This is a genomic window from Enterobacter cloacae complex sp. ECNIH7, assembly GCF_002208095.1.
Lineage (GTDB): Bacteria > Pseudomonadota > Gammaproteobacteria > Enterobacterales > Enterobacteriaceae > Enterobacter > Enterobacter cloacae_M.
In genome coordinates this window covers 4,016,203-4,032,722 of sequence record NZ_CP017990.1, presented here as the reverse complement: position 1 = coordinate 4,032,722, position 16,520 = coordinate 4,016,203, and the positions used below count along the sequence as shown (strand labels likewise).

Here is a 16,520-nt window from a genome sequence, read left to right as displayed (position 1 = left end):
TCATCAAATTTTAATTGGTTGCGGGGGCCGGATTTGAACCGACGACCTTCGGGTTATGAGCCCGACGAGCTACCAGGCTGCTCCACCCCGCGTCCGTGGATGCGCACTATACTCGGATAGGTTTGTGATGCAACCCCTTTTTCACATAAATCATGATTTTGTATGCAAATTGAACGACATGGCTCTGTTTGGACTATTTTTTGCGCAAAATTTGCCAAAGGGCATGCGATCGCATTTCATTAGCCCTGGCGGTTTGTTATCTTCATCACGCGGAAATGGGCAACTTAAAGACGAGATATAATGAAAGGACGTTGGGCGAAGTATCTGATGGCGGGCGCAATGGTAGCGATTCTTGCGGCCTGTTCTTCCAAACCGACCGATCGCGGTCAACAGTATAAAGACGGGAAGTTATCCCAGCCTTTCTCTTTAGTTAATCAGCCTGATGCCGTCGGCGCACCGATTAATGCCGGTGATTTCTCCGAGCAGGTCTACCAGATCCGCAACGCGTCGCCGCGTCTGTATGGTACCCAGAGTAGCGTGTATAACGCGGTCCAGGACTGGCTGAAAGCAGGCGGCGATACGCGCAACATGCGCCAGTTTGGTATCGACGCCTGGCAGATGGAAGGGGCCGATAACTACGGCAACGTCCAGTTTACCGGCTACTACACCCCGGTTATCCAGGCACGGCACTCGCGTCAGGGCGAGTTCCAGTACCCTATCTACCGTATGCCGCCAAAACGCGGTCGTCTGCCGTCTCGCGCTGAGATCTACGCCGGTGCGCTAAGCGAAAACTACGTTCTGGCCTACAGCAACTCCCTGATGGATAACTTCATCATGGACGTTCAGGGCAGCGGCTACATTGATTTTGGCGACGGGTCGCCGCTTAACTTCTTCAGCTATTCCGGTAAAAACGGCCACGCCTATCGCAGTATCGGTAAGGTGCTGATCGACCGCGGCGAAGTGAAGAAAGAAGATATGTCGATGCAGGCGATCCGCGAGTGGGGCGAGAAACACAGCGAAGCCGAGGTGCGCGAGCTGCTGGAGCAGAACCCGTCGTTCGTCTTCTTCAAACCGCAAAACTTCGCGCCGGTGAAAGGGGCGAGTGCAGTTCCCCTGATTGGCCGCGCGTCGGTAGCATCGGATCGTTCGATTATTCCTGCAGGCACCACGCTGCTGGCTGAAGTCCCTCTGCTGGACAATAACGGCAAGTTCAACGGTCAGTATGAGCTGCGTCTGATGGTGGCGCTGGACGTCGGCGGGGCAATTAAAGGCCAGCACTTCGACATCTATCAGGGTATTGGCCCTGACGCAGGCCATCGCGCGGGCTGGTATAACCACTACGGACGCGTGTGGGTACTGAAGGCGGCGCCAGGTGCTGGAAACGTATTCAGCGGCTGATTGTGATATTCTGAGCACAATACGGATTACTGTTCAGGGTGAGGAAAACCTCACCCTTTTTACATCTGAGGTCTTATGTCTGTGGTAATCAGCGACGCCTGGCGCCAGCGTTTTGGCGGGACGGCACGTTTATATGGTGAAAAAGCCCTGCAGCTGTTTGCGGATGCGCACGTCTGCGTCGTGGGCATTGGTGGTGTGGGGTCGTGGGCGGCAGAAGCGCTGGCGAGAACCGGTATTGGCGCAATTACCCTGATTGACATGGATGACGTTTGCGTCACCAACACCAACCGTCAAATCCATGCTCTGCGCGATAGCGTCGGCCTGGCAAAATCCGAGGTGATGGCGGAGCGTATTCGTCTCATCAACCCGGAGTGCCGCGTGACGGTGATCGACGACTTTGTGACGGCAGATAACGTCGCGGAGTACATGAGCAAAGGCTACAGCTATGTGATTGACGCCATCGACAGCGTGCGGCCAAAAGCGGCGCTGATCGCCTACTGCCGTCGTTACAAGGTCCCACTGGTGACCACCGGTGGCGCGGGCGGACAAATCGATCCGACGCAGATCCAGGTGGCCGATCTGGCGAAAACCATTCAGGATCCGCTGGCGGCCAAGCTGCGTGAACGCCTGAAGAGCGACTTCAACGTGGTGAAAAACAGCAAAGGCAAGCTCGGCGTCGACTGCGTGTTCTCGACGGAAGCGCTGGTCTACCCGCAGGCGGATGGTTCAGTCTGCGCGATGAAAAGCACGGCGGAAGGGCCAAAACGAATGGATTGCGCCTCAGGTTTTGGTGCGGCCACCATGGTGACCGCCTCCTTCGGCTTTGTGGCGGTGTCTCACGCCCTCAAGAAAATGATGGCGAAGGCGGAACGTCAGGCCTGAGCCTGACGTGCGGCATCCAGTACCGCGTCGCTGAGTGCGATCAACCCCTGACCGCGCGAGGCGCTGAGCTGCGCGCGCAGCCCAAGCTCATCAAATAACGCCAGCGGCGAATGTGCCAGCAATTCCGCCGCGCTTTTCCCTTCCACAGCGGTCAGCAATACGGCCAGCAGGCCCCGGACGATGCGGCCTTCGCTGTCGCCGAAGAAGTGCAGCGTCTCGCCGGAGACGCTCACGCCCAGCCAGACGCGGTTTTCACAGCCTGCGATCTCTTTCGCCTGCGCTTTAAGATCGTCTGAAAGGGCAGGGAGCTGTTTACCCAGCAGGATCAGCTGTCGATATTTATCTTCCCACTGCTGGAGCGGGGCGAAGGTCTGTTTTAAGGTCTCTTCTGTGATGACGGTGCCAAACGGATGTCCGGCTAAAGCAGCGCTAGTCATTAATCCACCAGTATTTCAAGGGCGCGGTCAACGGCGGCAACCAGCGCGTCGACATCGCTTTGGGTATTATACGGCGCAAACGAGGCGCGCAGCGTACCGTTAACGCCAAGCGCCGCCAGCAGCGACTGGGCGCAGTGCTGTCCGGCACGCAGGGCAATGCCGTACCCGGCCAGCAGCGTCACCATGTCGCTGTGATGTACGCCCGCAAAATCAAAGGCGAGCAGGCTTGAATCCTGAACGCGGAACGAGCGGAAACCCGGGCGCTTTTTGAGTTCTTCCTCTGCCAGCGTCGCCAGCCCCCGGGTCCAGCTTTCAGCCTGAACGATGTCTGTTTCTGCCAGCCACTCCAGCGCCGCGCTTAAGCCAATCACCCCCGCCACGTTCGGCGTACCGGCCTCCAGGCGATAGGGAACATCCTGAGTTTTGAAGCCATCGAACGACACTTCGGTGATCATTTTGCCGCCACCCAGCCACGGCGTCATTTTTGCCAGCAGTTCAGGCTTGCCGTACAACGCCCCAATACCGGTTGGCCCGTAGAGCTTATGCCCTGAGAAGGCATAGAAATCAATATCAAGCGCCTGCACATCAGCGGGGAAGTGCACTACGCCCTGAGCGCCGTCGACCATCACCACCATCCCGCTTGCATGGGCAATGCAAATAGCCTGAGCCAGGTCCGGGCAACCTCCCGTGACGTTCGACATCTGTCCGAGCGCCAGAATGCGGCTGCGAGGGGTAATCAGTTCGGGGAGACGTGCCACGTCGGGCAGAAGGTCTGCACCCAGTGGGAGTTTCACCACGCGCGCACCCGTTTGCTCGGCCACCATCAGCCATGGCACAAGGTTGGCGTGATGTTCCGCCTCGCTGACGACGATCTCATCGCCCGGCTGAAGCAGCGGGCGCGCGTAGCACTGGGCCACCATATTGATGGCTTCGGTGGTGCCGCGCGTCCAGACGATGTTTTTCCCGCTTTCGGCATTGATCAGGCGCGCGACCTGATCGCGTGCGGCTTCGTAGCGCGCGGTTAATCGCTGGGCTTCGGCAAACTGGCTGCGATGCACGTTCCCGGCGCTCAGGCTGTAGAACTGCTGCGTGGCCTCAATCACCGCCTGTGGCTTAAGGGCGGTGGCGGCGCTATCCAGGTAAATACCGGCATCGGCCAGAGCCGGAAACTGTGCGCGGAACTGCGCAGGACTGAAAGCGTTCATGGGATTCCTCATTTCAATATAGCGATCGTCGCGCAATTTCAGCGGCAGGGCAAGGAGGTTGATATCTATCAGAATTGTCTGCTTATCCTTACGACTTCAAAAAAGCAGGTTATGCTAAATAGTGTTAGGCGGATGTTTTAGCCTGTTATAAATCGAGGTTTGAATAGCATTAATTGCTAAAGGAGAATAATCATGAATAAGACAGCTGCAATCATTTCTGCCTGTGCGTTTACTTTTGCCCTGAGCGCGTGTTCTGGTAACAACTACGTGATGCACACCAACGATGGTCGTTCTATCGTTTCGGAAGGGAAACCGACTACCGATAATGATACCGGGATGATTTCGTACAAAGATGCTAACGGGAACAAGCAGCAGATCAACCGCACGGACGTGAAAGAGATGAAAGAGATCGAGCATTAACAGATCGCAGGCGAAAAAAAAGCACCGCAAATTGGCGGTGCTACATTAATCACTATGGACAGACAGGGTAAATGTACAGGAAGTGAAAAATTGGTAGCGTTGCTACCGTGGTCTGAATCGCAGACCAATTGCAAACACAACAACACAACATCACAACCGTAAGCCAAAAGCCCTTCAGAACACGCATTCCGAAAAAAGCTCTTCGTTCCGGCTCAGGAAGTGCCGCCACTATAGGTATTTGCTGGTAGTTCCTCAACGGACAAATTATAATGGCTCAGATAAAAAAAACTAATAGGTTAAACGTTGTTTCCTGTTTGTTAAAACCCGTTAACATCTAAGCCAGATAACCATGTCAAAGCGATTGCCACCCCTTAATGCATTACGTGTTTTTGATGCAGCAGCACGTCACCTAAGCTTCACCCGCGCGGCAGATGAGCTTTTTGTGACACAGGCCGCAGTAAGTCACCAAATCAAGTCTCTGGAGGATTTTCTGGGCCTTAAGCTGTTTCGTCGACGCAACCGTTCGTTGCTGTTGACCGAAGAGGGGCAGAGCTATTTTCAGGATATTAAAGAGATTTTTTCCCAGCTTACGGAAGCCACTCGTAAGCTGCAGGCTCGGAGTGCAAAAGGTGCTCTGACCGTCAGTTTATTGCCCAGTTTTGCTATTCATTGGCTGGTGCCAAGGCTCTCAAGCTTTAACTCAGCTTATCCGGGGATCGACGTTCGAATCCAGGCGGTAGATCGTCAGGAGGACAAGCTGGCCGATGACGTAGATGTCGCCATTTTTTATGGTCGCGGTAACTGGCCGGGCTTGCGCGTTGAAAAATTATACGCAGAATATCTCCTGCCGGTCTGTTCTCCTCTGCTGTTAACAGGTGAGAAGGCGCTGAAGTCACCCGCTGATCTGGCTCAGCATACGCTTTTGCATGATGCCTCTCGCCGCGACTGGCAAACTTATACCCGTCAATTAGGTCTTACACATATTAACGTGCAGCAGGGACCCATTTTTAGCCACAGTGCGATGGTGTTACAGGCTGCCATTCACGGGCAGGGCGTGGCGTTGGCGAACAACGTCATGGCGCAGTCCGAAATTGAGGCAGGCCGCCTGGTTTGCCCTTTTAATGATGTACTGGTCAGCAAGAATGCGTTTTATCTGGTTTGTCATGACAGTCAGGCAGAACTGGGTAAAATAGCCGCCTTCCGGCAGTGGATACTGGCGAAAGCGGCAACCGAGCAAGAAAAATTCCGCTTCAGGTATGAGCAATAACGTTTGTGTGCCGGGCACGCATCAACTCAGGACTTAAACATGACCAGCCGATTCATGCTGATTTTTGCCGCGGTGAGTGGCTTTATTTTTGTTGCACTGGGCGCCTTTGGCGCACATGTATTAAGCAAGTCTTTGGGCGCAGTAGAGATGGGCTGGATCCAGACCGGCCTTGAATATCAGGCGTTCCACACGCTGGCTATTTTTGGGCTGGCGGTGGCGATGCAGCGTCGTATCAGTATCTGGTTTTACTGGAGCAGCGTGTTTATGGCGCTGGGTACCGTGTTGTTCAGCGGTAGCCTGTACTGCCTTGCGCTCTCACATTTGCGCCTGTGGGCGTTCGTTACACCTGTCGGCGGCTTCAGCTTCCTGGCGGGTTGGGTATTAATGTTTATCGGAGCTATCCGTCTGAAACGCAAGGGCGTTGTTCATGAATAAGGTTGTTTTATATTGTCGCCCGGGGTTTGAGAAAGAGTGCGCGGCGGAAATTACCGATAAAGCGGCGAAGCGCGAAGTCTTCGGCTTTGCCCGTGTAAAAGAAAACGCGGGCTATGTGGTATTCGAGTGCTATCAGCCTGAAGACGCGGACAAGCTGGCGCGCGAGCTGCCGTTCAGCTCGCTGATCTTTGCTCGCCAGATGTTTGTCGCGGGTGAGCTGCTGAAGGATCTTCCGCCGGAAGACCGCATCACGCCTATTGTCGGCATGCTGCAGGGCGTGGTGGAGAAGGGCGGCGATCTGCGCGTTGAAGTGGCGGATACCAACGAAAGTAAAGAGCTGATGAAGTTCTGCCGTAAGTTCACCGTGCCGCTGCGTGCGGCGCTGCGTGATGCGGGCGTGCTGACGAACTACGAAACGCCGAAGCGTCCGGTGGTGCATATCTTCTTTATCGCACCGGGCTGCTGCTATACAGGCTATTCGTACACCACCAACAACTCTCCCTTCTTTATGGGTATTCCGCGTTTGCGCTTCCCGTCCGATGCGCCAAGCCGTTCCACGCTCAAGCTGGAGGAGGCGTTCCACGTTTTTATCCCGGCAGATGAGTGGGATGAGCGTCTGGCAAACGGCATGTACGCCGTCGACCTTGGCGCGTGCCCGGGCGGCTGGACCTATCAGCTGGTGAAACGCAATATGTGGGTATCGTCCGTTGATAACGGTCCAATGGCGCAAAGCCTGATGGACACCGGGCAGGTCACATGGCTGCGTGAAGACGGATTCCGCTATCGCCCGAACCGTAACAACATCTCGTGGATGGTGTGCGATATGGTTGAGAAACCGGCAAAAGTGGCCGCGCTGATGGCCTCCTGGCTGGTCAACGGCTGGTGTCGTGAGACCATTTTCAACCTCAAGCTGCCGATGAAAAAGCGCTATGAGGAAGTGTCGCAGAACCTGGCCTACATTCAGGAGCAGATGGATGAACACGGAATTAACGTGGAGATCCAGGCGCGTCAGCTGTACCACGACCGTGAAGAGGTGACGGTGCATATTCGTCGCTGGTGGGCTGCGGTCGGCGGACGTCGCGACGAGCGATAGTCCGCTGATTGCCCTCACCCCGGCCCTCTCCCAAAGGGGCGAGGAGGAAAAGACCGCACCGAGAAATTCCCTCTCCCCCATGGGGAGAGGGTTAGGGTGAGGGGATATTAACGTTCTAACCGCAGCTGCTGTAAATTCCCGTCCAGCTGTAAATCCGTCTGTAGCGTTGCGATCTCCCGGCAGATAAACGCCATCTCTTTATGCGCCTCCAGCTTCTTGCGCCACTTTTCCGGTACCTCATCCAGACGGGCGTAAATCCCTTCCAGACTCTGAAAATCGGTCAGCAGCTGCGCGGCGCTCTTCGGCCCAATACCGGCGACACCCGGAACCTTAGAACTGCTGATGCCTGCCAGCCCCCAGTAATCCGGCAGTTGCTCAGGCGAGACGCCGAACTCGCTGGCAATAAACGGCGCGTCCAGCCAGCGTTTTTGAAAATAGTCGCGAATGCGGATAGTCGGGGAGAGCAGCTGGCAGTAGCCTTTGTCAGTTGAAACGATAGTGGCCTGATGTCCGGCGCTTGCCACCTTTACGGCCAGGGTGGCCGCGAGATCGTCTGCTTCATTTCCCTGTGCACCCCAGCAGGGAACGCCCCGCTGTTCAAATGCAGCGCGCAGCATGGGCAATTCAGCGTGAAGAGCGTCCGGCATCGGGGCGCGTCCGGCTTTGTAGTCAGGTAGACGCTGGTGTCGCCAGCCCGTGTTGCGGGCTTCGTCATCAAATACCGCGACCGCATGGGTGGGCTCACTGTGGCGGATAAGCTGTTCCAGCGCGTGCAGACAGGTGTCTTTACAAGGCGTCCCCTGTACCGCATGGATACGACGGATCAGGTTAAGAGCATCGACGATAAGTAAATGAACGGCCACAGATAATCTCCCTTCTATCTCATGCGTAAAGGGTAACACTGTCAGCAGCGTGAAACTATGAATGGTGGGGAAAACAGGAAGAAGCCTCGCAAAACGAGGCTTCCTGAGGGGCTTAATCGCAGGTCACGATCTTCATCGCCAGGCCGCCGCGAGAGGTTTCGCGGTATTTGGCGTTCATATCTTTACCTGTTTCGTACATGGTTTCGATAACCTTATCGAGACAGACGCGCGGCTCGCTGGTGCGGCGCAGCGCCATACGTGCCGCGTTCACCGCCTTCACTGAGGCAATCGCGTTACGTTCAATGCACGGTACCTGTACCTGTCCGGCAACCGGGTCACAGGTCAGTCCCAGGTTATGTTCCATGCCGATTTCCGCAGCAATGCACACCTGTGTCGGGCTTGCACCCAGCAGTTCGGCCAGACCCGCCGCCGCCATGGAGCACGCCACGCCGACTTCACCCTGACAGCCCACTTCCGCACCGGAAATAGACGCGTTCATCTTATACAGCGAACCAATCGCACTGGCGACCAGCAGGTAGCGCGCCAGCGAGTTCGCGTTCACTTCACGGATAAACTTGTCGTAGTACGCCAGCACCGCCGGAACGATACCGCAGGCGCCGTTAGTCGGCGCGGTGACCACGCGGCCCCCTGCGGCGTTCTCTTCGTTTACCGCCAGGGCGAACATGTTGATCCAGTCTACAACGGCCATCGGGTCCGTCGTCGTTTTGTCGGTGCTCACCAGCATACGGCGCAGCGCAGCAGCGCGACGCGGCACGCGAAGCTTGCCCGGCAGAACGCCTTCGGTGGTGATCCCGCGCTCAATACCGCCGCGCATCACTTCCCAGACGTTAGTGAAGTGCTGTTCGAGCTCTTCTTTACTGTGAAGTGCCAGCTCGTTTTTCATCATCAGGCCGGAGAGGGAAAGGCCCGTCTCCTGGCAGTGACGCTGAAGATCCGCCGCCGTTTTGTACGGATACGGCACTTCGACAGAAGAGGTATTGGTTTGACCAAAGTGGTCTTCGTCGACGATAAAGCCGCCGCCGATAGAGTAATACGTCTGGCTGTATACCGCTTTGTCGCCGGCCAGCGCGGTGATGCGCATGCCGTTTTCGTGCAGCGACAGGTTGTCCGCATGGAAATTCATGCAATGGTCAACCGGGAATTCAACCTCATGCTCGCCGTTCGCCAGCAGCAGGCGCCCGTGGGTGTTCACGTCCTGGATAAAGCCAGGGATCGCATCAATATCAACGGTATCCGGCAGGTTTCCCGCCAGGCCCATGATAATGGCGATATCGGTATGGTGGCCTTTCCCGGTCAGGGAAAGCGAGCCGTATACATCGACAACCACGCGGGTAACGTCATGCAAGATGCCGCGTGCAATCAAGTCATCCGTGAACTGCTTACCGGCTTTCATTGGTCCGACGGTGTGAGAGCTGGAAGGACCAATACCGATTTTGAAGATATCGAATACGCTAATCATGATGCGTCCATTGCTTTCAGTCAGAGAGGGAGGAGTGCGCCGTCAGAAGACGGCGCGGGTGATAATCAGAACATGGTATACAGGGAGTAGAAGATCGCAGAGATTGCGATAAGACCCATGATAACCACAAAGACGTTGCTCACATGACCGCTGTACTTGCGCATAGCAGGGACTTTCTGAATCGCGTACATCGGCATCAGGAACAGAATCATTGCGATGACCGGGCCGCCCAGGGTTTCAATCATGCCCAGGATGCTTGGGTTCAGGGTCGCTACCGCCCAGGTGGTGAGCAGCATAAACAGTGCAGTGATTTTGTTCAGCTTGTTGATTTCAATGCTCTTGCCTTTACCGCGCAGAGATTTAATCACCATACCGTTGAAGCCTTCACGCGCGCCGAGGTAGTGGCCCAGGAAGGATTTGGTGATGGCGATAATCGCGATGATTGGTGCCATCCACGCAATGACCGGTGCGTTAAAGTGGTTCGCCAGGTAAGACAGAATAGAGATGTTCTGCTCTTTCGCTGCCGCCAGATCCGCCGGGGAGAGGCTCAGTACGCAGCTGAAGACGAAGAACATAACGGTCAGTACCATCATGATGTGAGCGCGCGCCAGGATGCTGGAGCACTTCTTCTCTGCGCCATTACCGTACTCTTCACGTTTCGCCACGGCGAAAGAGGAGATGATTGGGGAGTGGTTGAAGGAGAACACCATCACCGGAATCGCCAGCCAGAGGGTCATCAGCAGGCCGTTACCGGTTGCCGATGCGCTGCTCAGGGACAGGGTTTCCAGCGCTGCGCCGTTCCACTGTGGGATCAGGTAGAAAGCCAGTACCATCAGAGCAATAACGAACGGGAAGACCAGTACGCTCATTGCTTTCACAATCATCTGCTCACCGAAGCGAACGATGGTCATCATGCCCACGATCAGGATCAGAGACAGAATCGCACGCGGCGGCGGCGTCATGTGCAGCTGGTGCATCATGAAGCTTTCAACGGTGTTGGTGATTGCCACGCTGTAGACCAGCAGGATAGGGTAAATCGCGAAGAAGTAGAGCAGGGTAATAAGTTTACCTGCGCCAACGCCGAAATGCTCTTCAACAACTTCAGTGATGTCTTCGCCCGGGTTTTTACCGGACAGCACGAAGCGGGTCAGACCGCGGTGTGCGAAGAAGGTCATCGGGAAAGCAATGATAGCCATAATGATCAGCGGAATCAGACCGCCGACGCCTGCGTTGATAGGAAGGAACAGTACACCAGCGCCGATTGCTGTGCCGTAAAGGCCAAGCATCCACATGGTATCCGTTTTGCGCCAACCACTTCGGGATTCAATCGAAGCAACGGTGCTGGTTTGAGTGGTTTCCATCTGTATCTCCTGGAGGAAGCGAATTGTCAGGTTTTTTAGTCAAATCCGATGAAAAAGTGCCTGACGGTAATATGAAATTCGTTCAGTGACGGTTTTTTAATAATTTTCGCCCGTAACTATTGGCGGGCGGAAAGATACATTCTAGTTATGAATCTATCAGTGATCCTGATCCCAAATGCAATAATCCACTTATGATGTGGGCATCTTTAGACCATTTATCTGTTAAAAAAACGCCAAAGAGAATTTACGGGCGCGAAGGCTACCACCAACGACATGTGAGCTGAAAGACTGGCCCGTGATATAGGTGTCTTTAGCTGTAAAGAAATGGGTTTTTAGTATTTTCTGGCAGGTAATTTGGATTAAGGCTGATAATTTACGGTTGAAAAAACCAGGTAATCGTTTGCGTTTGCGCATAGTTTGTAAAAGACATAAGTGATGCGTATGAATTACCTCGGTAATAAAAAAGCCGGGACGCGCAACAGGCGACCCGGCTTTGATCAGATGCTGCTGAGCGCTATGTGCAGATTTCGTAGCAAGGAATATAGGCTGAGCCCGGCAGCTTCATGCGGTGCTGGGCGACAAAGCCCTGCAGCATGTCGTCCATGCGGCGCATCATCTCCGGGTCGCCGTGGATCTTGTATGGACCGTACTGTTCAATGGCGCGGATGCCCATCTCTTTGACGTTGCCCGCCACAATCCCGGAGAAGGCACGACGCAGATCGGCAGCCAGGACTTCCACCGGCTGGTCCGGATAGAGTTTCAGGTTCGCCATATTTTCGTGCGTTGGCTCGAACGGGATCTGCAGGTCCGGCGCGATACGGATTGACCAGTTAAAGCTGTACGCATCGCCGGTATCACGACGGTTTTCTTTTACCAGCGGCATCGCTTTTTTCATCTGGCGAGCCACTTCCGCGGCATCGTCAATGATGATGCGATAGTGACGACGCGCGGCTTCGCCCAGCGTGTGCACGATAAACTCGTCCAGCACGCGGAAGTAGTCGGCGCTCTCTTTTGGCCCGGTCAGGATCAGCGGCAGAACCTGATCTTTGTTGGCCGGGTTCATCAGAATACCCAGCAGATAGAGCAGCTCTTCCGCTGTCCCCACGCCGCCCGGGAAGATGATAATGCCGTGGGCGATACGGACAAACGCTTCAAGACGTTTCTCGATATCCGGCATGATAATCAGCTCGTTAACCAGCGGGTTAGGCGGCTCAGCGGCTATGATTGACGGCTCGGTCATGCCGATAAACCGCCCCTCTTTATAACGCTGCTGCGCGTGACCTACTGCGGCACCTTTCATTGGCGCTTCCATCGCACCCGGACCGCAGCCGGTACAGATATTCAGCTCGCGCAGGCCGAGCTGGGTGCCCACCCGACGCGCATAAAGATATTCAGTTTCGTTAATGGAGTGACCGCCCCAGCAGACGACCATGTTCGGCGCTTCGCCAACGTGCAGGGCACGGGCGTTACGCAAAATGGAGAACACCAGGTTGGTGATATGGACCGAGCTTTCCAGGTCGAGATGCTGGAAACGGCCTGCGTTGTGGATCTGCCCGTTAACAAACAGGATGTCACGCAGCACGGCAAACAGGTTAGCCTGAAGTGAACGAATGATGTGCCCGTCGACAAAGGCCTCTTCCGGCGGGTTGATGACTTCAAGCTTCACGCCACGCTCGCGGCGCAGCACGTTGATATCAAAGCTTTCGAAGCGGGACAGCAGTTCTTTACTGTTATCTGTCAGGCTTCCGGAGTTCAGTACGGCAAGTGAACAGTTACGAAACAGTTGATAAAGATCGCTGCTGGCCGTGCGCTTAAGCATGTCCACTTCCAGCTGCGACAACATATCCATTGAGCCAAGCGGGCTAATATGTGTAATCAAGTGAGCTCCTTACGGGACGATTATCGTCTTTCCCTGTTGATTACAATAGCCCTGGCGCGTGACGTTTCACAACCTAAAGCGCGGAAGATACCGCGCATATTGTGAAAATATTTATATTACTGACGCACCAGCCGTCCCGTTGCCGGCACAAAATCGGTGTTGGTGCGCCACGGGTTGATGTCCAGACCGCCGCGGCGGGTGTAGCGCGCGTAAACGCTCAGTTTTTCTGGCTGGCAGAAACGCTGAATATCGCTAAAGATGCGCTCCACGCACTGCTCGTGGAATTCGTTGTGATGGCGGAAAGACACCAGGTAGCGCAGCAGCTTTTCCCGGTCAATTTTCGGGCCGCGGTACTGGATCTGCACCGAGCCCCAGTCCGGCTGATGCGTGATCAGGCAGTTAGATTTCAGCAGATGGCTGACCAGCGTCTCTTCAACCACTTGCCCGCTCGCCGCGTTTTCGAGGTAATCGGCGCTGAATTCATAATTCTCCACCTCGATATCCTGATCGTCGATGCAGGTCCCGTTGAAGTGGGCGACTGGCTGCCCTTCCAGCTCGTGCAGGCGATACAGTGAAACGCTCACCTTTCCCTGCGCGCAGGCGCTTAAATCACGTTCCAGGGTGTGCTGAACGTCGTCCCAGCTGTTGAATTTTGTCTGGTTAAAGCTGTTGAGATAGAGCTTAAAGCTTTTGGACTCGACGAGATTAACGCTGGCGTAATCCAGCTCAACGTGGCCCACTGCCACCTGCGGCAGACCGCGCGCGTTTAGCCACGAGAGTTCGTACAGCGTCCAGATGTCACCGCCGACAAACGGCAAGGCATTCGCATGCAGGCCCAGAGGATCGCGATTCAGGCTGCGCGGCACGCCCTGCAGCAGGCTTGCATCGTAGGTATCGCGGTAATCGGTCGATTTACCCAGCGTTAAGCCGGTTAACGCCTGATGATTTTCGTAAGACATGTTTCATAGCCACTTTACAGGTACACTTATGGCCTGAGTTTATCCTGTCTGACAAGAAGAGAGAAATCGGTGGACATCGAAACTGCAAATGCCCTCACTACCTTCACGGCCCGCTACTGCGATGCATGGCATGAAAAGCACGGAACATGGCCACAAAGCACTGATTTGTATGGCGTACCCTCGCCATGCATTATCTCTTCAGTCGATGATTACGTTATCTGGCAGCCAAAACCTTTCGACGGCGAGCAAAATGTAAATGCGGTTGAGCGTGCAATGGACATTGTGGTACAACCAGCGGTTCACGCGTTTTATACCACGCAGTTCGCAGGGGATATGCCCGCGCGCTTTGCTGATATCACGCTGACGCTGTTGCAGACCTGGAGCGAAGACGATCTGCAGCGTGTTCAGGAAAACCTGATTGGTCATCTGGTTACGCAAAAACGCCTTAAGCTTTCTCCGACGCTTTTTATTGCCACGCTGGACAGCGAACTGGATGTGTTATCCGTATGTAACCTGTCAGGTGAAGTGGTTAAAGAGACTATCGGCACCCGCAATCGCGAGACTCTCGCCCCCTCTCTTGCGGATTTCCTCACCCGACTTGAGCCCCTTCTGTAATCCATGCTGCTACAGCGCGTGTGAGAGATCTCTTACAAGGTTTGTGAGAGATCGCTGGAACATTCAGTATTACCTCATTAAATTCAGATTAATATCACTCTATTTTTCAACAGATTAGTTGTTCATCCTATTATTTTTAGGGAGCCTGTGCGTCTTACAACTCCGGCTGAGTGGGTTGTAAGACGAAGCGGAATAGCGGATTCTATCTCCGTCGACAGGACGCCGACACGAGAAACGAACATCAGGATGATGGCTTTTCTCACGCAGGACTCGTCAGGATGGCGCTGCAGGAAGGCTTCAGGATGAAGCGAAGTGGATAACGCAGGATGCGTAAGGGACACCTCCAGGAAGGAGAATGAGAGCCGGTCAGGATGGTCGGTGGGTCAGGAAGGCCAGGACGTTTCGGGATGAAACAAACGCGTCAGGAAGATGTGTGCAGGATGTATTGGCTTACGGATGACCAGGCCTTCGGGCTTCAGGAAAAGTTGTCACGGATGAGCAGGGAGCACGAATTGTAGCTGGAATGCTGCGAAACGAACCGGGAGCACTGTTTTTACAGTGCTCCCTTTTTTTATTTCTGCCTTCCGCAATGCTATGCTGCGCGCCGTTCACTTTTTCAGTTGAGGTTACTATGACGCAACACGATAGCGTTCGTGCGCAGTTGCACGCCATCGAAGCCCTTTTGCGCCAACATCAGCTGTGGCAGGAGACCGCGCCGCAGCCAGAAGCGTTCGCGAGCACTCAGCCCTTCTGCCTGGATACGCTGGCCCCGTTTGAATGGCTGCAGTGGGTGTTAATTCCGCGCATGCACGCCCTGCTTGAGGGCGGTCACCCGCTTCCGCAGGCGTTTGCTGTCTCTCCCTACTATGAAATGGCGCTCGAGGCGACGCACCCTGCGCGCGACGTGATGCTGGTCGAACTGGAAAAACTGGATGCCCTGTTTGCCGGTGAAGATGCATGACGCTTGAGATCCTCTATCAGGACGAGTGGCTGGTGGCGGTGAATAAACCGTCAGGCTGGCTGGTACACCGCAGCTGGCTCGATCGCGATGAGAAGGTGGTGGTGATGCAGACCGTTCGCGACCAGATTGGCCAGCATGTTTTTACCGCCCATCGTCTCGACAGGCCGACCTCCGGCGTGCTGCTGATGGGGCTTTCCAGCGAGGCGGGGCGTCTGCTGTCACAGCAGTTTGAACAGCATCAGATGCAAAAGCGCTATCACGCGATCGTGCGCGGCTGGCTGACGGAAGCCGCCACGCTGGATTATCCGCTGGTGGAGGAGCTGGACAAAATCGCCGATAAATTTGCCCGCGATGACAAAGGTCCGCAGCCCGCGGTGACGGACTATCGCGGCATGGCGACGACCGAAATGCCGGTGGCAACCAGCAAATTCCCGACCACACGCTACAGCCTGGTTGAGCTTCTGCCTAAAACCGGGCGTAAGCACCAGCTGCGACGCCATCTTGCGCACCTGCGCCATCCGATTATTGGCGACAGCAAACACGGTGATTTACGCCAGAACCGCAGTGCGGCCGAACACTTTGGCTGCCATCGTCTGATGCTGCACGCCAGCGAGCTGAGCCTGACGCACCCGTTTACCGGCGAGCCGCTGACTATCCGTGCTGGGCTGGACGACGTCTGGATGCAGGCGCTGTCACAGTTTGGCTGGCTGGGACAACTCCCCGAAAATGAAAGGGTTGAGTTTGTATCGGGCAACGTTCAGGATGAACGGTAAACGTATTCATTATGGGAAAATAGCATGGCTGAAGTAGGCATTTTTGTCGGGACAATGTACGGCAACTCGCTGCTGGTAGCGGAAGAGGCTGAGGCAATACTCGCCAGCCAGGGCCATAAAGCCACGGTCTATGAAGATCCGGAACTGGCAGACTGGGAAAAGTATAAAGATAAATACATTCTGGTGGTGACCTCCACCACCGGGCAGGGCGATCTGCCGGACAGCATCGTGCCGCTGTTTCAGGGCATTAAAGACCAGCTTGGCTATCAGCCGGACGTGCACTACGGCATCATTGCTCTGGGCGACAGTTCTTACGCCAACTTCTGCGGCGGCGGCAAGCAGTTCGATGCGCTCCTGCAGGAACAGAGCGCCCAGCGCGTCGGCGAGATGCTGCTGATTGATGCCGGGGAGCATCCTGAACCCGAAAGCGAATCGAACCCGTGGGTCGAGCACTGGGCAACTCTCCTTAAATAGTTGTGTAGGCCGGGTCAG

Annotated in this window: 17 protein-coding genes and 1 tRNA gene; 10 read left to right on the top strand and 8 right to left on the bottom strand. The window is 55.2% G+C overall.

From position 1 onward, the window contains the following. Nucleotides 1-15 precede the first annotated feature (15 nt). Nucleotides 16-92 (bottom strand) — tRNA-Met (locus WM95_RS19925). A 208-nt stretch (nucleotides 93-300) separates the two neighbouring features. Here WM95_RS19925 and mltA point away from each other — a divergent pair. Beyond that, entirely contained in the window at nucleotides 301-1,398 is a 1,098-nt protein-coding gene (mltA, locus tag WM95_RS19920) for a murein transglycosylase A (protein WP_023309035.1), read from the top strand. A 75-nt stretch (nucleotides 1,399-1,473) separates the two neighbouring features. Next, complete coding sequence (tcdA, locus tag WM95_RS19915) at nucleotides 1,474-2,280, top strand: tRNA cyclic N6-threonylcarbamoyladenosine(37) synthase TcdA (RefSeq protein WP_008499651.1); 807 nt, start codon at nucleotides 1,474-1,476, stop codon at nucleotides 2,278-2,280. Here tcdA and csdE read toward each other — a convergent pair. Both csdE and csdA read right to left on the bottom strand, forming a co-directional pair. Then, nucleotides 2,271-2,717: a cysteine desulfurase sulfur acceptor subunit CsdE gene (csdE, locus tag WM95_RS19910; RefSeq protein ID WP_023309034.1), complete on the bottom strand. Its 447-nt coding sequence runs from the start codon at nucleotides 2,715-2,717 to the stop codon at nucleotides 2,271-2,273. The genes tcdA and csdE overlap by 10 nt on opposite strands. After that, a complete protein-coding gene (gene csdA, locus WM95_RS19905; protein WP_063408515.1) occupies nucleotides 2,717-3,922 on the bottom strand; it encodes a cysteine desulfurase CsdA in 1,206 nt (401 codons plus the stop codon). Before csdA ends, csdE begins: the two co-directional genes overlap by 1 nt. Nucleotides 3,923-4,114: 192 nt before the next feature. On the opposite strand from csdA, the gene WM95_RS19900 reads away from it, so the two are divergent. The 4 genes from WM95_RS19900 to rlmM all read left to right on the top strand — a co-directional run bounded on the left by WM95_RS19900 (nucleotide 4,115) and on the right by rlmM (nucleotide 7,137). After that, on the top strand, nucleotides 4,115-4,342 hold the full coding sequence (locus tag WM95_RS19900; RefSeq protein WP_008499648.1) for a YgdI/YgdR family lipoprotein: 228 nt from the start codon (nucleotides 4,115-4,117) through the stop codon (nucleotides 4,340-4,342). A gap of 349 nt (nucleotides 4,343-4,691) precedes the next feature. Continuing rightward, nucleotides 4,692-5,609 carry a glycine cleavage system transcriptional regulator GcvA gene (gene gcvA, locus WM95_RS19895; protein WP_023309032.1) on the top strand — a complete coding sequence of 306 codons (918 nt, stop codon included), beginning with the start codon at nucleotides 4,692-4,694 and terminating at the stop codon, nucleotides 5,607-5,609. 39 nt (nucleotides 5,610-5,648) lie between these two features. Continuing rightward, complete coding sequence (locus WM95_RS19890; RefSeq protein WP_023309031.1) at nucleotides 5,649-6,044, top strand: DUF423 domain-containing protein; 396 nt, start codon at nucleotides 5,649-5,651, stop codon at nucleotides 6,042-6,044. Further along, nucleotides 6,037-7,137 carry a 23S rRNA (cytidine(2498)-2'-O)-methyltransferase RlmM gene (gene rlmM / locus WM95_RS19885; RefSeq protein WP_023309030.1) on the top strand — a complete coding sequence of 367 codons (1,101 nt, stop codon included), beginning with the start codon at nucleotides 6,037-6,039 and terminating at the stop codon, nucleotides 7,135-7,137. Before WM95_RS19890 ends, rlmM begins: the two co-directional genes overlap by 8 nt. A gap of 107 nt (nucleotides 7,138-7,244) precedes the next feature. Here rlmM and xni read toward each other — a convergent pair whose 3' ends face one another. The 5 genes from xni to queF form a co-directional block, all read right to left on the bottom strand. Beyond that, entirely contained in the window at nucleotides 7,245-8,000 is a 756-nt protein-coding gene (xni, locus tag WM95_RS19880) for a flap endonuclease Xni (protein ID WP_059446902.1), read from the bottom strand. 112 nt (nucleotides 8,001-8,112) lie between these two features. Further along, nucleotides 8,113-9,480 (bottom strand): L-serine ammonia-lyase II, encoded by a 1,368-nt coding sequence (sdaB, locus tag WM95_RS19875; RefSeq protein ID WP_045355758.1) that lies wholly within the window; start codon nucleotides 9,478-9,480, stop codon nucleotides 8,113-8,115. A gap of 65 nt (nucleotides 9,481-9,545) precedes the next feature. Further along, entirely contained in the window at nucleotides 9,546-10,841 is a 1,296-nt protein-coding gene (locus tag WM95_RS19870; RefSeq protein ID WP_059446901.1) for an HAAAP family serine/threonine permease, read from the bottom strand. Between the two features lie 514 nt (nucleotides 10,842-11,355). After that, nucleotides 11,356-12,720: a nucleotide 5'-monophosphate nucleosidase PpnN gene (ppnN, locus tag WM95_RS19865; RefSeq protein WP_063408514.1), complete on the bottom strand. Its 1,365-nt coding sequence runs from the start codon at nucleotides 12,718-12,720 to the stop codon at nucleotides 11,356-11,358. A 116-nt stretch (nucleotides 12,721-12,836) separates the two neighbouring features. Next, nucleotides 12,837-13,679 carry an NADPH-dependent 7-cyano-7-deazaguanine reductase QueF gene (gene queF, locus WM95_RS19860; protein ID WP_063408513.1) on the bottom strand — a complete coding sequence of 281 codons (843 nt, stop codon included), beginning with the start codon at nucleotides 13,677-13,679 and terminating at the stop codon, nucleotides 12,837-12,839. A gap of 69 nt (nucleotides 13,680-13,748) precedes the next feature. Between queF and syd the strand changes: the two genes are divergently transcribed. From syd to WM95_RS19835, 4 genes are all read left to right on the top strand, one after another. Next, nucleotides 13,749-14,294 carry a SecY-interacting protein gene (gene syd / locus WM95_RS19855; protein WP_023309025.1) on the top strand — a complete coding sequence of 182 codons (546 nt, stop codon included), beginning with the start codon at nucleotides 13,749-13,751 and terminating at the stop codon, nucleotides 14,292-14,294. A 631-nt stretch (nucleotides 14,295-14,925) separates the two neighbouring features. Beyond that, a complete protein-coding gene (locus WM95_RS19845; protein WP_023309024.1) occupies nucleotides 14,926-15,255 on the top strand; it encodes a YqcC family protein in 330 nt (109 codons plus the stop codon). Further along, nucleotides 15,252-16,028, top strand: a complete 777-nt coding sequence (gene truC, locus WM95_RS19840) for a tRNA pseudouridine(65) synthase TruC (RefSeq protein ID WP_023309023.1) — start codon at nucleotides 15,252-15,254, stop codon at nucleotides 16,026-16,028. Before WM95_RS19845 ends, truC begins: the two co-directional genes overlap by 4 nt. Before the next feature lie 24 nt (nucleotides 16,029-16,052). Then, nucleotides 16,053-16,502: a flavodoxin gene (locus WM95_RS19835; RefSeq protein ID WP_029741558.1), complete on the top strand. Its 450-nt coding sequence runs from the start codon at nucleotides 16,053-16,055 to the stop codon at nucleotides 16,500-16,502. Nucleotides 16,503-16,520 lie beyond the last annotated feature (18 nt).

Bases quoted from the DNA above. Each gene is read 5' to 3' on its own strand.
- mltA (WP_023309035.1), top strand. From the start codon at position 301: ATGAAAGGACGTTGGGCGAAGTATCTGATGGCGGGCGCAATGGTAGCG.
- tcdA (WP_008499651.1), top strand. From the start codon at position 1,474: ATGTCTGTGGTAATCAGCGACGCCTGGCGCCAGCGTTTTGGCGGGACG.
- csdE (WP_023309034.1), bottom strand. From the start codon at position 2,717: ATGACTAGCGCTGCTTTAGCCGGACATCCGTTTGGCACCGTCATCACA.
- csdA (WP_063408515.1), bottom strand. From the start codon at position 3,922: ATGAACGCTTTCAGTCCTGCGCAGTTCCGCGCACAGTTTCCGGCTCTG.
- WM95_RS19900 (WP_008499648.1), top strand. From the start codon at position 4,115: ATGAATAAGACAGCTGCAATCATTTCTGCCTGTGCGTTTACTTTTGCC.
- gcvA (WP_023309032.1), top strand. From the start codon at position 4,692: ATGTCAAAGCGATTGCCACCCCTTAATGCATTACGTGTTTTTGATGCA.
- WM95_RS19890 (WP_023309031.1), top strand. From the start codon at position 5,649: ATGACCAGCCGATTCATGCTGATTTTTGCCGCGGTGAGTGGCTTTATT.
- rlmM (WP_023309030.1), top strand. From the start codon at position 6,037: ATGAATAAGGTTGTTTTATATTGTCGCCCGGGGTTTGAGAAAGAGTGC.
- sdaB (WP_045355758.1), bottom strand. From the start codon at position 9,480: ATGATTAGCGTATTCGATATCTTCAAAATCGGTATTGGTCCTTCCAGC.
- WM95_RS19870 (WP_059446901.1), bottom strand. From the start codon at position 10,841: ATGGAAACCACTCAAACCAGCACCGTTGCTTCGATTGAATCCCGAAGT.
- queF (WP_063408513.1), bottom strand. From the start codon at position 13,679: ATGTCTTACGAAAATCATCAGGCGTTAACCGGCTTAACGCTGGGTAAA.
- WM95_RS19845 (WP_023309024.1), top strand. From the start codon at position 14,926: ATGACGCAACACGATAGCGTTCGTGCGCAGTTGCACGCCATCGAAGCC.
- truC (WP_023309023.1), top strand. From the start codon at position 15,252: ATGACGCTTGAGATCCTCTATCAGGACGAGTGGCTGGTGGCGGTGAAT.
- WM95_RS19835 (WP_029741558.1), top strand. From the start codon at position 16,053: ATGGCTGAAGTAGGCATTTTTGTCGGGACAATGTACGGCAACTCGCTG.